Here is a 14,333-nt window from a genome sequence, read left to right as displayed (position 1 = left end):
ATCAATCACGGTTGCTTAATAATCCGATTTCGGATATGATACCTCAAATCGCTGGAGTATTTCAAAGATTGAACGTAACAAAAAAACATGAGCAAGGATTCTAAGATAATCAGACCTGCCTTTATGGATGCAGTAGAAGCAGCTGCAAACCTCAAAACAGATCGTCAAACTGTGCTGCAATATATTCAGGAAGGCAAACTGAAAACTTTCGGTGGGAAATCCGGCAATCCTTTTGTGCGTACTGCCGATGTGGATAAACTGGCAGAAGCTCTGGGAGTTCTTCCTACAGCCGAAGAAGAACCGCCAGACCCTCGGGCGGTACAGAGAAGTGACCCGGTTCGGAAAATCAAGCTGCGAATACAGCAGGATGCCAAATGGAATGAACTGGGTGAATCTGATATGCGCCTTTGGGCAAAGGAAATTGACCCGGTGACATTTGTAAGCATGCGTAAAGTAGCTACAGAAGCCATTTCCAAACTAAAGCTACTAATCAAAATTATAGATGAAACAGCAAATCAAAGTAAGTAAGAATAATAAATGAGGGCAGAAGTCATTTTTAGAATTATCCAGCAGGCATATTATGGGTAAAGAAATTACGACAACACAACTCCGCGCCGAATTATCTCATTTGTTGGATATGCTGGATAGTGGCGAAACACACTTTATTATCAAACGTAACAATCAAGCTTCGGCGGTTCTGCTAAGTATGGATAAATTCCGAGACATAATGCAGACCCTCGAAACTTTACGTACTCTTGAATTCATCGGACAACCTGAACTGGAAGCGGGCAGTCTTCAAGATTATCTTAACTCATTATTAAGAGCGGATAACCATCTCTCAGATGAAAATAACCTGCCATTGCAAGACGAGTTCTCAGATGAAACACCCGAATCACCTTCGCTGGTTTCCTTACCCGGCAACCCTGATAAAGAAAAAGAAACCAAAGTTTCGAGGGAAGGTTCAGTAGAAGAAGCCGCTGCCAAGCTTGGAATCCGCTTGATAAAATAATTGGAGAGCATTCGCATAGGGTTTTGATAAGCGTTCAATCACCGGAGAAGTCTTACAAGTGGTGGATATTGTCATCAATCAAACGATTGATGCGGAACATGATGTTAGAAACCGAGTCCAACATGCGCTTGATAATTCAACGCATGGCAGAAAACCCTCTCACTAACTATTTTTTCCCTTTTACTACCATTTTGCCGGAATAGCGCCACATATTCATACCGCCTGAAAGATTATATATATTAGTGTAACCGGCAATTGCCGCTACCTCGCAAGCAGCAGTGCTACGCTGTCCCATTTCGCACACAAAAATTAAAGGCTCATCCTTAGAAAGATTTATTTGATTCAGTGCTTGAGAAAATGAGTAAAGTCCGTCAATTGATACAAGTAAAGCTTGGTCAATATGGTCGTAGCCATATTCATAAGGCTGGCGAACATCAATCACCTTCACACCCTTTGCAATCAATTCTTCCGCCTCATCCGCATCAACTGGATGGTAAGGTTCTAATGACATTTACAAAACCTTTCTCTCTATTGACGTTTGACTAAAAGAACAGAACGAATCGGTAAATTGAAAAAAGGCAAAGGGAGTTGCTAGAAATAGGTTTTATTAGTAAAGTTTCTTTTTCATCCTAATTGCAAAAGAATCTCAAAAAGAGCCTTATTCACATGCATTTTAACACATACTAGCTGTGTAGTTACTTTTTGTTAGACTATTATATTATAACCCGGTTCTCCCAATTTAAGCGCTCCCTGACTTCTCCGGAATTTATAAAACAGGGGGCTTTGATTACCCCCTGCTCGAAACCCTGCCCGTTAGACACAGGGTATTTCTTATTCAGATTACAGGTTGCGTCCGGCAGTACGCGCGTTAGGATTTGCGCCCATTATACCGGAGCCTTGCTCGCCAAGTCCTTCGATTTCATCTTCCAGACCAGCGTAAATATCCTTGAGTCGTTCGATAGTGGAGGCATCGGCTTCCCAGAAACCGCGCCCGTTAGCTTCCAGCAACCTGCCCACGATGCCCTTAAAGCTGTAAGGGTTCATCTCGGTCAGCCTTTCGCGCATATTGGTATCGGCGATAAAAGTTTGGTCAATATCGCTGTAAACCCAATTATCTACTGCGCCAGCAGTCGCGCTCCAACCGAAAGTATTGCTGACGCGGGTTTCGATTTCTCGTACACCCTCGTAGCCATATTTGAGCATACTCTCGTACCATTTAGGGTTCAGCAGTTTGGTGCGAGATTCTAGCCGTACCGCTTCATCCAGCGACTTGATACCGTTGCCCTGACTCAACCCGCCACTAGTAGAGGAGATGCTATCGGCAACCAACGCTGCTGGTTTTTTCCCGCCCGTCAGCTTTTCTACCGCTTTGGTTACACCGCCCAGATACTCGTAATAGTGATCTACATCGGTGATACCGACTTCGGCGCTATCCACATTCTGGAAGCTAAGTTCCACGCGAGTTAGAGCAGCCTCCATCAACTTACGGGAATTTTCGCCACCGCTCTTGATGCCATAAGCAAAGCTCTTGCGATTCAGGAAGGCTTCGCTCAACTCATCATCATTTTCCCAACTGGAATTGTCCACCATAAAGTTGACGTTTGCGCCATACTGTCCCGGCGCATTGCTAAAAACGCGAGCGCAGGCTTCATCGAAAGTCATGCCTTTGGAAACCTCTTCTAAAACATGCTTGCGAACGTAGTTCATTTCAATTGGCTCATCCGCTTGCGCTACCAACCGTACCGCTCGGTCAATCAACTCCATCTGGTTTGGCATCAGGTCACGGAAAATACCGCTGACCGTACACACAATATCAATACGTGGACGACCCAGTTCTTTAAGAGTCAGCAATTTGACATTGCTAATCTTGCCCAAGCCATCGGTAGTGGCGCGTGTGCCTAGCAGATAGAGCGCTTGCGCTACGCCTTCACCATCGCTTTTGATATTGTCTGTACCCCACAATACCATCGCAATAGTTTCTGGATACTGCCCTTCCGGCAAGTTAATTTCCTCGCGGGCGCGTTCCAGCATTGCCTTCGCGCTGCGCTCACCGTTGCGGCGGGCGATTGGACTAGGAACCAATGCAGGGTCTAACCCGTGAATATTGCGTCCGGTGGGTAGCACTTCTGGATTACGTACAATATCGTTGCCGGGGCTAGGCTCGATGTATTCGCCGTTGAAAGCGCGTATAATCTGCTTGATTTCGGCATTATGCTTTAGGGTTTCAGCCACTTCCGCCAGATATTCAAACATCGGCTCACTGGCATGGGTATCAACTCTTGCCATCGAGTGTAAGTACCGAGCAGCATCTTTTACTGACTTCTCGGCATGTCCTTGCGTCAAGCCTTCTACCAGAATCTTGAGTGACTGCCGCTGAATATGCTCTATTTTCTCCCAACGCGAAAGTAAGTTGTTATCCTCACGCGCTTTTTCGCGAATTTCTTCAAGGTCAAAGCCCAACCCGGTTGCAATCAAATCGGTTAGAGCTTGCGCTTCTTCATCGCTACCGGGTTTCCCGCGTGAGAAACTACCGATAGAGTTGAGCATATCGCCAAGCATCGCCACATCGGGTGCTTCATCAATGATGTGCAATCCGCTAGGTATCAGGCGTTCTTCAATTTCTAGCAGGTCGTTGTATAATGCCAGCGAATATTTTTCTGGTTCGTTGAGTGGGTCAACATCACGCGGTTTCAGGTTGATTGCCGCAGCCTGTTCCACGATTGATTCTATCAGCATCTCCAGATGACCCTGCTCTTTATCTCCGCCGCTATCCGCTGCATCGGTTTGCGCCGTCTTCTCAGAACGCGCCTTGAAAGTATAGCCATCACCCAGAGCTTTGCGGAATACATTGAGCGTATCCTTTAGCTGGATTAATTGGCGGTACAATCCGGCGGTTTCCATCGGCGGCGAAAGGTAGCTGATAATAGTAGCGTAGCCGCGCCGCTTGGCGATAGTGCCTTCGGAAGGGTTGTTGACGCTATACAGATAGAAGTTTGGCAAATCACCGATTAATCGGTCGGGCCAACATTTGGCGCTCAAGCCCACTTGCTTGCCCGGCATAAACTCCATTGCGCCGTGTGTCCCAAAATGAAGCACCGCATCTGCACGCCAGATTTTATCCAGATAAGCATAGAAAGCGGCAAAACCATGATGCGGTGAGGCATTGGTCGCCATTAAAAGGCGCATCGGGTCATCTTCGTAGCCGAAAGAGGGTTGGATACCCACCAACAGGTTTCCAAATTGACGACCAAGCACTTGCATACCGCTACCATCGCTCAGTAACGCGCCGGGGGGAGGACCCCAGTAAGGTTCGATTTCACTCCAATAAGGGAAGTGACGTTGATAATCAGTAACACTCAAATGGGTATGCAGGTTTGCGCTGGTTCCATAGGCAGCCGAATTGCCTTCAACTACCTGATTGCGTAATTCCTCAGCATTAGCAGGTACTTCGACATTATAGCCTTCTTGTTTCAGGCGTTTCATAAGGCGATAAAGGCTTTCAAATACCCCTAGATAGGCAGCAGTACCTACGTTGCCTTTGTTGGGCGGGAAGCTGAAAAGCACAACCGCGATTTTTTTACTGTGGTTCGGTACATGCGAAAGGGTCGCTTGTCGCGCTGCCCTTCGCGCTAGTCTTTTAACCTCATCCGGTAGCGGATACATGCTTTTATCAGGTCCGCGCTCTACGCCTGCTGCAAATACGCGCGGTTCAGAAGCGCCATCCAGTTCTGGAACTGCCACCTGTAGCGCCGCCTGTACCGGGTTCAAGCCTGTGCGACTTGCTCTCCAGTCTTCCTCACTTTGGAAGAACAGCGAAATAACCGACCACAGAGGACGATTAACGCGGTTAAACTGTGCAACTGCCGCCGAAGCGTCGTTTTCGGCAGGACCCCCGACTAAGGAGAAACCGCTCATGTTGATTACCAAATCAACGGTCGGGGTTACATTACCCTTCTTATCCTCATCTAGAAAATAGTTCTCGATAGTAGGGCGGAAATCCAAACCCGCCGCGTAGCATGGCACTGCCTCTGCGCCGGCTTCTTCCAGTTGCTTAATCAGTTCAATAATATGGCGACGATTTCCGGCAAGATAGAGCGCACGCATTACCACGATACCTACGCGGGGTCTTCCCGCTTGCTTGGGATGCGCTTTTGCCAGCCATTTATCATAATCCTCGCGGGTTTCCCAAGTTTTATCGGGCGCATCGGGATGGAAAATGGCAAGGCGCGGGTAAATTACCGGGTCTTTGGATTTGAGCTTAGGTCCCTTATATGAAGGGATGTAATGGTCAATGGCGAATTTGAAAAACTCCTCAAGGTTTTCCGGCGAGCTATTCACCCAATAGAGCATAATCATTAGGTAAGCGCGTACATCCTGTGCCTGACCGGGGAGCAGTTTCAGAATGTTAGGAAGGGTACGCATGAGGTTGACCATCCCATTATGCATGCCCTTCTTGACTGCCTTGTGGCGTTTCAAGCGGCGGCGCGGGGTACCCTCATCCGGGTCATCATCTTCTAGGGTTTCAACTTTGGCTTCGGAGCGTCCGTCTTTAGTAACTAAGCGCTTCAAGCTACCCACGAAACCGGAAATTTTAGTAACAGGGTTGTTCTTCATGAACTGAAGCAAGCGGGTAAACTCAAAATCGCCTAAACGAGTCATGTTCATCAGGGAAGGCATCGAGTTCATAACTACAATCGAGCGTTCGGGCTTGAGTGGTCCATATTGCTTGATTATTTTTTCTACCCCTGCTACCTGATGTGAGAGCGTTACCATGTTCGCCACGAACATATCGCACTCTTTGAAATCCTGTTCAAATTCGGGCCAAGCTGGAGAACCTTCGCTTAATTGCCGTAGTGTCCAGAACTTCAAATCCAACTTTATGCCGTGCTTACGGGTAACTTCGGCAGCAGCGCGTTCGGTGGCGCTTTGCACACTATTCTCTATAAGTAGAAAAACAAATTTCATTTTTATCTCCTGATAGCTTCAGCCAGCACCACATGATAAAAACCTTTACTGAAATGCTGCTGGCGTGCAAGTTCCAATCCAGCCGTAGCAAGACCACGCCTTACCGCCGCTTCGCCAATAATTTGCATGCTGGTGGAGCGATGTCCGCGTGGGAATAACCTGCCAATCCGGTGCATTGCCTTAAAAACAGGATGAGCAGGAGCATATGTGAAAATAAGACGATTAGGAGTCAAAGCGGTTAGATGCTTCATAATGTTGCCGAATTGTTCTTCGGGGTAGTAAATCAACACATCTAGGCATATTGCTAGATCCACTTGCTCCTGCACGAGAGTACCAATCGACTCCAAATCCGATACTACAAATTTCATTCGCTGTGCGATTTCCGGAGGTTCTTCAGCGGCAAGTTGCGCGGCGGTTTCAACCATTTGTTCCGCTAGGTCACAGCCTATCACCGTACAACCGGCACGCGCCAACGCTCTAGAAACAAGACCGGGTCCGCATCCGGCATCCAGCACACGTTGGTTTGAACCATTTTCCCAAGCCCATGCCAATGCTTGGGCTACCATTGCGTTGTGTCCTTCCCGCACGGTACGGCGAATAAAGGAGACTTTCTCACTGCCATATATCTTGCGCCAGCGTTCATAGCCATCGACTCCAAAATAACGACGCAGTTCAAGCTTGCGGGTGTCAAGCGGGTGATGCTCAGGCGCGTCGGCTACTGCCATCCACAAATCCTCGCTTCCTTAAAATATTAGGGATACAGAAAAAAAAGACCGCATTTAAGCGACCCTTAACGGGAAATTTATAAATAGTGGAATATAAGCCAGTTTTGAGTGAAGCTATAAGGCAAGCAACCTAACCTAGTTCATTGAAATAGTGCAGCCTTGATACTACTCGCCCACATTACCCTGAATATATCAGAGTGAGTTAAAGAAGTATGTAGTACGAACTACTAGAAAAAATAGCATTATTCGGGAGGAAGAAAGTAAAATACCTGACCGCCAGGAAAAGGGTAATGCCCCATCTTGCGGTTATAGGTCTGGAGATGTCCGATAAGCCGTTTTATATCCCAATCAATATCCGCGAAACGCTGGTCAACTGCAATCACCAACCCTTGCGGCGGCACTATCACCGATTCTGGTGGTTGTGGCAAACGCAAAATATCTCTCAGTTCCTCATCTCGCATGTAGAAACGCAAGACATCCTCGACCGGTTTCATCGGTATCATCAGCGCAGGGCGAGGCTGTTGGCTTTCCAGTTGCCGAATTTGTGCCACCATCACGCGGTAATCGTCACCATGTGTAGCAGTACGGTAATAATATTGGAGGCTATAAATCGAGATTATTGACAAAAAGAGTAAAACTATCACGCCTGCCCAACGTTTCCATTGCCCCAAGCGTTGCCCCATCAACAAGAGCAGAGTGTAGATTACCGCGCCCGCCCCACCTAGAAAGTTTCGAGTTTCTAACTGGCTGTTGGTATAAATCATTACCCCGATATAGGGAGTGATAATGGCAGGCAATAGAATCCACAAAGCCACCACTCGATTTTTGCCAGTGGTGGTGCGTCCGCGCAAACGCCATGCGGCATAACCTGCCGCCGCGCCCCCTACCGCTAAAGCTAATGCCATTCGGAATAACCATTCATCTTTTAGCGGCAAGCCTAAAAACAAATTGGGAAAACCTGCCGCTTGTCGGTAAAAGAAATCAAAATCGAGCTTGTAATAAAGCCAGCCCGGATCTGAAACCCGCTCATGCAATGAACGCAACGCCACAGGCAGCCACGGCAGGTACAAAATAAGTGACACAAAAAGCGAACCGACGGTATATAGCAAAGTTCTCAGGCGCGGGAGTTTGCCGATTGCCAGCAGGATTGCCAACATTACATATTCGCCAATTACCACATAGACGCTGAAATAATGGGTATAAGCAATAAGCGTATTAACCAAAGCCCAAGCCGCCCAACGCCAATCTAGCCCAAATTTGCCCGGCTTGAAATCTGAGATGATTTTCAGAAATAACGCCAGCGAAGCAAACGCAAAAAGCGTTACCAGCACATAGTTTTTGGCATATTGCGAATAATAAAGGTGGTAGCCGTTAACCGCTACCATTGCTGCGCCCACTAATGCCCACCAGCGTCCAACCACTTGCCGGAACAGCCAGTAAGAAACCGGGATGGTAGCAGTTCCAATCAACGCTGATAAGAAGCGGACGTTAAATTCGCTGTTCGCGCCCCCGCAAAGAAAAGACCATAGGCGGAACAGAAAATAATATAAGGGCGGTTCGATTGCATTTGAAACGGTGTTTATAATAGTAGAGACATCTTGCCGCGCGACATTATAGTTGAACACTTCATCCCAAACCGCCGGAATACTTTCGATATGATAAAGGCGCAACCCTAACCCGACCAGAGTCAATATTCCTAACGTTAACCAACCCAGCGTATTTTCTCGCCGCTTAATAAAGTTTTGTGCCGGGAGAAGCCATGTCATCCGCAGATTCTCTTTAGTCTTTACCAAATATACACCCCTAAATTTTCAACAGCAGTCGCTAACAACGGGCTAATATAAGTTACCCAACAATGCTTGTCAAACTTTAATACCTCAGTAACTAGGTATAGGTAAGTGGCAAATTGAGTTTTTTTATGTCAGGGATTCAAAAAATGAGCTGTTCCAACCGCTATTGTTAGCGAGCGCGTATCGGGACCGGGCGCAAAATCAGAAGGACGGTTAGCATTACCGCCTATTTTCAGGCTCAAAATATTTCGACCTGCTTGTAAATCCAGCGTTACCCTCACATTTTGCGGCTCAAGCCCGATGCTGCGGCTTCCGTCTGGCAGTTTCACCCCGTTCAAATATAGCTCCAGCGAGTGCGCTTCGTGGAAACTCCAAGCAGGAAACTCAAGTTCGAGGCGGCGCGGCTGACCGCACCAAAATTCCATTTTCGCCTCGCTCTCCTTAGCCCAACGATAAACCATACCGCTTGGGTCGTTCTCCGCTTCATTCCAGCTACTTAGCAAAGGATAATAGAAGAAAACGTTTTCGGGTACTCCGGCAGGAGTTTCAAATACCTGCAAGCCTTCTTTGGCATAAACGGGACCTTGCGGAAACAGGCGATAAGCCAATGTCAGCAACTTATCAAGCTGACTGCGCGATTGCACCCGGTCTTCATGAATAATGACATAGCGGGCATTGAAATAGCGCAACGTATCGAGTGAGAGTGGTTGCGCTGGCAAAATATCCGGCTTTGGCGCGGTCTCAAAGTTGCGAAACTCGCGAAAGATTGGCGCTCCATCCAGAATGAAGTAAGCCGGATTTCGCGAAACATAGCCCCCCAAGAGCGGTTTGCCGTGTTCCATCTGCGCCTCCATATAGGAGGTTTCATATTGCGACACGGGCAAGTCGAGAATGGCATATTTAGATGGGTCTTTTGCCAGTTCGCGATAAAACTGCGGCACATTGTATTCGGTCATTTGGTAGGGGGCAGGGAAAAGCTCAAACGCCAGCGTCAGACAAAACAAGCCCGCCAAACTCGCCTGACCAATTTTGCGCTTGTTCCAGCCAATCTCCAGCGCCAGCAATTTGCTCAGTCCCCACGCCGCCAGCAAGCCCAACGCCAGCAGCGCGGGCAAAGCATAGCGCGAAGGTACGCGAGTCACATTTAGTATCGGCATGTCGAAGATAAGCGAGGCTGGCAAAGGCGGACCGACTTCGATTCCGTTTATATGCAGCCTGCGCCCGAAGCTGAGAAGCGCGAATAGTCCTGCCACCACTAGCCAAAACTCTGCGCCCACTTTCACTAGGCGGTTAGAAACTACAGGCTTGCTTTGCAACTTTTTCCTCAGAATCGGTAGTACCGTAACCACCAACCCAAACAAGCCCAACAGATAAACGGTATAGCCGGGAAAAACGATTTTCTCAATCAGCGTGGCTGTCCAAGGCTTCACCGCTACTTTCATAGCATTGCCCCACAGCGGTTGAAAAGGACTAGGATAGAGATAAGCCAGCAAATCCGCGCTATAGATATTCTCCTCGCGTTTGGGTACGGCGTTAGGATTGCTGGCAATATCCTGCATTAGCGGAATAGTAAAGGGCAGAGTCAGTAGCACAAAAGCCAGCGCAATTGCACCCGCTCTGAGAAATAGCGGCATAAGAGCCGAAAAATCACGCTTCCACATGTGCTTGACTGTCAGATATAACATTAGCAAGACACTGAAAATCCCCAGATATAACACGAACTGCAAATCGAGGAAGGTATTAAAAATAAGCAACAGCGTCGTCAGCGATGCGTTACGTACCCACTTCTCTTGTTCTGTCAGGGTTTTGAGCAGGAACAGGATGTAAAAAGGGATAAACTCGGTGGAAATCAGGTTGAGGTGTCCGAGCAGGTGGTCAAAGTTGAAAGCACTAAAGCCATACGCCACTCCTGCCGCCAGCGCCGCCTTCCAATCGCCCCATAGCCACAATGCCAGCCGATACGCCCCGTATGCGCCAAGCGTGAACGATAACAGCACGATGAAGTTGTAAGCGGCAACTGCCCCATGCGCTGCCCCTCCTAACCAGTCGAAAAGATATTGTACAGGCAAGCTCACAAAACCGTTCCAAGCGTTGAGCGCGTGCAAAACCAGTCTCGGCTGAATCGGATAAAAGAGCAAGTCGGTTTGGAAAGGGCTTTGCCCAGTTTCAAGGGCGTGGCGCACCCACCACAAGTTCCAGACCATTTGCCACGCATCCTTGTTATCCTCGCCCGGTACGGCAACCATAAAGCGCACAATCAAAGGAAAGGTGAACAACAGCGCCATCAGAGCAAAACCGCCCAGTATTATAATTTCGCGCCTGAGAGTGGAGGGTTTAGCGGTAGTTGCTGTTTGTAGTTTTAGCATTGCTAACTTGCCTTGAGGATGCTCACCGTCCCCACCTCAATTGAATCGCTGCCGTTAGATAAGGTCAGCCGCGCTCCGTTGGGTGGTTCGTACATCCCCACCACAATTCTATATTTACCTTCTGCAAGGTTGGCAGGTAAGGGCAATGGATAATCATCTCTGGTAATCTCGCCCGGTCGCCATAACGAGGTAGGGCGCGTACCGCCTAGCGGGGGCAAATCTAGTTGGCTTGCAATCTTGCCGTTCTCATCTAGCAAGTGTACAAAAACGGTGTAATTGCGCGTTGGCGCGTTTATCGCTTGCCAGTACAACGCTAGGTTTAAAGCACTTCCGGCTTGCAGCGAATCGGGGTAATTCGCCCCGATAAGGCGAATGTCGTTGCCAAGTTTAACATCGGTTGGGCGTTGAATCTGGTAATCCTGTGTGTTGCGGGATACCGTTTTCAGAGTAGTTCGCAGGATAATAACCCGCGCTCCCGGCTTATCCTTGCCGTTGACCTGAAAATCCTGTTCGAGTTCTAAGCCCGCCGGACGTGGTCCGTCAATCAGAGCGTTGTAGGCGGCTTTAATCGAATCTTTCCCTGTGGTGCGCGACTCCTTATGATACGCCTCGCTCAAAACCAGATAGTTAAAGCCGTTGGCAGCGTACCACTCCGGCGGGTATTTCAACGCGCTACCGCCTTCGAGACGGTAATTATCGCGCGGCAGCAACTCCACCGAGAAAGGCTCAATGTAAAGTTTTGACCCAGCGGGTAGGTTCTTTTCGATGTACTCGGTGGCGCGAACGCGGGCGGTTGGCTGTGCGTTCAAGTTGGCGTGTGTAGCAATATCGATAGCGGGAAATAAAATCACTACCAGACTCAACCCTGCCAGCACAAAACGGTTATAACGAGCAAACGCTCCCGGCAAATATTTAAGGGCTATTTCCACCAGCCATACTAACGCAACCGCCGCGAAAATAGCCAGAAAAGGAATAATCGGCATTAGATTGCGGGTGAAATTCACCTTGTAAGAGGATAATTGCAAGAAAGAAATCAGCGGGAAAGCTAACAGCGTTACATCCTGCTTGAGGTGACGCGCAAATGCCAATGCGATTCCGCCAAGTCCTAGCCACAGCGTCAACAAATTGTTCTGACCCAACGCCTGTAAGTAGAACAGCCAATTATTTTCGCCTTCGTAGCCGGGATGCCCGCTATTCTGATAATGGTTGATAATTGCCGCAATATCGGTTAAGAAATTTGGCAAATGGAAAAAGATAAAAGGCGAGGAAATAAAGAACCCTGCAAAAGTTCCCACTCCTGCCAACGGCAAATTCCAGTTAAGCCACTTGCGAGGAGAGCGACCCAGCAAATGCGCCAACACCAGCGGCAAAATAATCAGGGCGTTGTTGTATTTTGTGCCGATTGCTAAACCGCATAGGATTCCGGTTGCCAGATATAGCCATTTTTTCTCGCTGCCTTTAAGAATTGGCAAAATCAAAAGGAAAGGTAAAATTGCGAAAAAGCCGCTCGGCACATCGGTAGTAATGTAGCGTGAATTAATAAAATGCAAGTAGAAAAACGTCAGGAAAAGCCCGCCCGTTAGCCCCACCCTGCGGTTGTACCAACGCGAACCTATCACAAACACCAGCAATACCGTACCTGCGCCGAGTAGGACAGTAAGAGCGCGACCCCACAGGTAAAAATCCGGCTTAACGGTCAGTGCATCTAGACCACCCGTTCCGGTGTATTTATCTGCCGCCACACCCGCCAAAAAACGCGCTGCAAAAACTCCGCTTTGCAGGTAAGTGTACAGGCTTGGGTAAGTAAAAGCCTGTCGGTCATTGTCAGGCAGCACGGGGTTGCGATAATCGAGCGGGTCAAAGTTTCCGGTCTGTACAATATGAAGGGCGCGGTCTGCCACCGCCCACTCGTCCACCTGTTCCAGATAGGGCAAACCGAAGTTTATACTCCACAGGCGCAAAACTAACGCCGCCAGCATTAGCGCAATTAGAGGAACAGCCGAACGCACTTTGACGTTTTGCCACAATATTAGGGGAATTTTAAGCAACTGTGTAAAGCCAAACGCTTTATACAACCGAACGCCCGCTGTCACTACCAAAGCCAGAACCGCCAACCCAAACAATAGTTTGCGCCCGCCCGGAATCCGGTCATATAATTCCCAGTTTTTACTTATATATATAAATAGTAAAGCCGCACATGATAACGCCACGCCAGCATTCAGAATTTTAGCTAATGGCAAGCGGTGGGGTTTTTTACCGTATTCCTTATCTTTATCGGATTCATTTTTGATGGGATTGGATTCCGTTTGCAAAACCAGCTTAACCTCGTAACATCATTAGTAATTCAAATAGGTAGCTCAAAATACTGAAATTGTACCAACACCGCCACATTATATAACAAACTTCCCGGCTTTCAGAATTTTCCTGCAAGACGATTTATTCCATGTTGCGGTTACAGGCGGATGAGCTTAAAATAAAAGGAAAAGCATAAAGGAGAAATGCGCTGACTCAACAAATTACCATAGATGAACATACGCACGACCATAGCCACCACCAGCATCAGCACAGTTTTAGCGGGACGGCGTTTAAAATCGGTTTTGCCCTAACCGCCAGTTTTGTAGTAATCGAGTTGATAGCCGGGTTAATGGCTAACAGCCTTGCGCTTATTTCCGATGCCGGACACAACCTGACCGATGCGCTGGCTTTGGCTTTTAGTTGGTGGGCGCTTCGGATTGCACGCCGCGCCCCGAATCACCGTAAAACCTACGGCTACCATCGCGCCGGAATATTGGCAGCCACCCTCAATGCCGTTACGCTTATCCTGATTTCGATTTATATATTCTACGAAGGTGTGCAGCGTTTTATGCAACCGCCCGAAGTGCAGGGCTGGACGGTGCTTGGCGTGGCATGTATTGCTCTGATTATAAACCTCAGCGTGGCGTGGTTGTTGCATCACGACTCAAAACACGACCTCAATACCCGTAGCGCATACTTGCATATAGTGGGCGATGCCGCCGCTTCCGTAGGCGTTATCATTGCAGGGCTGGTTGAAATTGTATTCGGCTGGCGTTATGCCGACCCTATAATCTCAATGCTTATCGGGCTTTTTATTCTCGTGTCAAGCTGGACTATCATCAAAGAGGCAACCAACATTCTGCTAGAAGGGATACCGGACGGATTGGATATGCCCAGTCTGGTGCGCGACCTTATGAAGCAACCCTATGTTGAAGATGTGCATGATTTACATGTGTGGACGATTGGACGCGATTATAAGGTGCTTTCCTGTCACCTAACAGTGCAAGGCGAATGTTCGTTGCAAGATGCGAACCGAACAGTGCATTCCATAAACCATATGCTGGAAGAACAGTACCACATACACCATGCCACCCTGCAAATCGAGAGCGAATCCTGCGAGTTAAACCAGATTTTTTGCGCTAATCCCAACGCTAGAAATTAGCGCAACCTTGATTTGTCGAGG

9 protein-coding genes are annotated in these 14,333 nt (G+C 48.3%); 3 read left to right on the top strand and 6 right to left on the bottom strand.

Going from position 1 to position 14,333, the window contains the following annotated elements:
* The first annotated feature begins 87 nt into the window (after positions 1-87).
* Positions 88-528: a hypothetical protein gene (locus WCK19_RS08100; protein ID WP_342396871.1), complete on the top strand. Its 441-nt coding sequence runs from the start codon at positions 88-90 to the stop codon at positions 526-528.
* Between the two features lie 52 nt (positions 529-580).
* Positions 581-1,009 (top strand): type II toxin-antitoxin system Phd/YefM family antitoxin, encoded by a 429-nt coding sequence (locus WCK19_RS08095; RefSeq protein ID WP_342396870.1) that lies wholly within the window; start codon positions 581-583, stop codon positions 1,007-1,009.
* Positions 1,010-1,175: 166 nt separating this feature from the next.
* Here WCK19_RS08095 and WCK19_RS08090 read toward each other — a convergent pair whose 3' ends face one another.
* The 6 genes from WCK19_RS08090 to WCK19_RS08065 form a co-directional block, all read right to left on the bottom strand.
* Positions 1,176-1,520 (bottom strand): rhodanese-like domain-containing protein, encoded by a 345-nt coding sequence (locus WCK19_RS08090; RefSeq protein ID WP_342396869.1) that lies wholly within the window; start codon positions 1,518-1,520, stop codon positions 1,176-1,178.
* Positions 1,521-1,849: 329 nt separating this feature from the next.
* Entirely contained in the window at positions 1,850-5,974 is a 4,125-nt protein-coding gene (locus WCK19_RS08085) for a magnesium chelatase subunit H (RefSeq protein WP_342396868.1), read from the bottom strand.
* Positions 5,975-5,976: 2 nt separating this feature from the next.
* The gene (bchM, locus tag WCK19_RS08080; RefSeq protein ID WP_342396867.1) at positions 5,977-6,699 is read right to left on the bottom strand and encodes a magnesium protoporphyrin IX methyltransferase; all 723 of its coding nucleotides are present in this window, start codon (positions 6,697-6,699) and stop codon (positions 5,977-5,979) included.
* A 242-nt stretch (positions 6,700-6,941) separates the two neighbouring features.
* Positions 6,942-8,492 (bottom strand): glycosyltransferase family 39 protein, encoded by a 1,551-nt coding sequence (locus WCK19_RS08075; protein WP_342396866.1) that lies wholly within the window; start codon positions 8,490-8,492, stop codon positions 6,942-6,944.
* A gap of 128 nt (positions 8,493-8,620) precedes the next feature.
* Positions 8,621-10,855: a hypothetical protein gene (locus tag WCK19_RS08070; protein ID WP_342396865.1), complete on the bottom strand. Its 2,235-nt coding sequence runs from the start codon at positions 10,853-10,855 to the stop codon at positions 8,621-8,623.
* Positions 10,856-10,857: 2 nt separating this feature from the next.
* Positions 10,858-13,167, bottom strand: coding sequence for a glycosyltransferase family 39 protein (locus tag WCK19_RS08065; protein WP_342396864.1), 2,310 nt, complete (start codon positions 13,165-13,167; stop codon positions 10,858-10,860).
* A 191-nt stretch (positions 13,168-13,358) separates the two neighbouring features.
* Here WCK19_RS08065 and WCK19_RS08060 point away from each other — a divergent pair, with 191 nt between their 5' ends.
* Entirely contained in the window at positions 13,359-14,312 is a 954-nt protein-coding gene (locus WCK19_RS08060) for a cation diffusion facilitator family transporter (RefSeq protein ID WP_342396912.1), read from the top strand.
* Positions 14,313-14,333: the final 21 nt, after the last annotated feature.

The organism is Candidatus Chlorohelix sp., from assembly GCF_037138995.1.
In the GTDB taxonomy this organism is placed as follows: Bacteria; Chloroflexota; Chloroflexia; order Chloroheliales; family Chloroheliaceae; genus Chlorohelix.
Note: the sequence above shows the minus strand (reverse complement) of the source record. Positions and strands in the feature narration are given on the sequence as shown.

Excerpts from the sequence above, each read along its gene's own strand:
- WCK19_RS08100 (WP_342396871.1), top strand. The coding sequence starts at position 88 with ATGAGCAAGGATTCTAAGATAATCAGACCTGCCTTTATGGATGCAGTA.
- WCK19_RS08095 (WP_342396870.1), top strand. The coding sequence starts at position 581 with ATGGGTAAAGAAATTACGACAACACAACTCCGCGCCGAATTATCTCAT.
- WCK19_RS08090 (WP_342396869.1), bottom strand. The coding sequence starts at position 1,520 with ATGTCATTAGAACCTTACCATCCAGTTGATGCGGATGAGGCGGAAGAA.
- WCK19_RS08085 (WP_342396868.1), bottom strand. The coding sequence starts at position 5,974 with ATGAAATTTGTTTTTCTACTTATAGAGAATAGTGTGCAAAGCGCCACC.
- bchM (WP_342396867.1), bottom strand. The coding sequence starts at position 6,699 with ATGGCAGTAGCCGACGCGCCTGAGCATCACCCGCTTGACACCCGCAAG.
- WCK19_RS08070 (WP_342396865.1), bottom strand. The coding sequence starts at position 10,855 with ATGCTAAAACTACAAACAGCAACTACCGCTAAACCCTCCACTCTCAGG.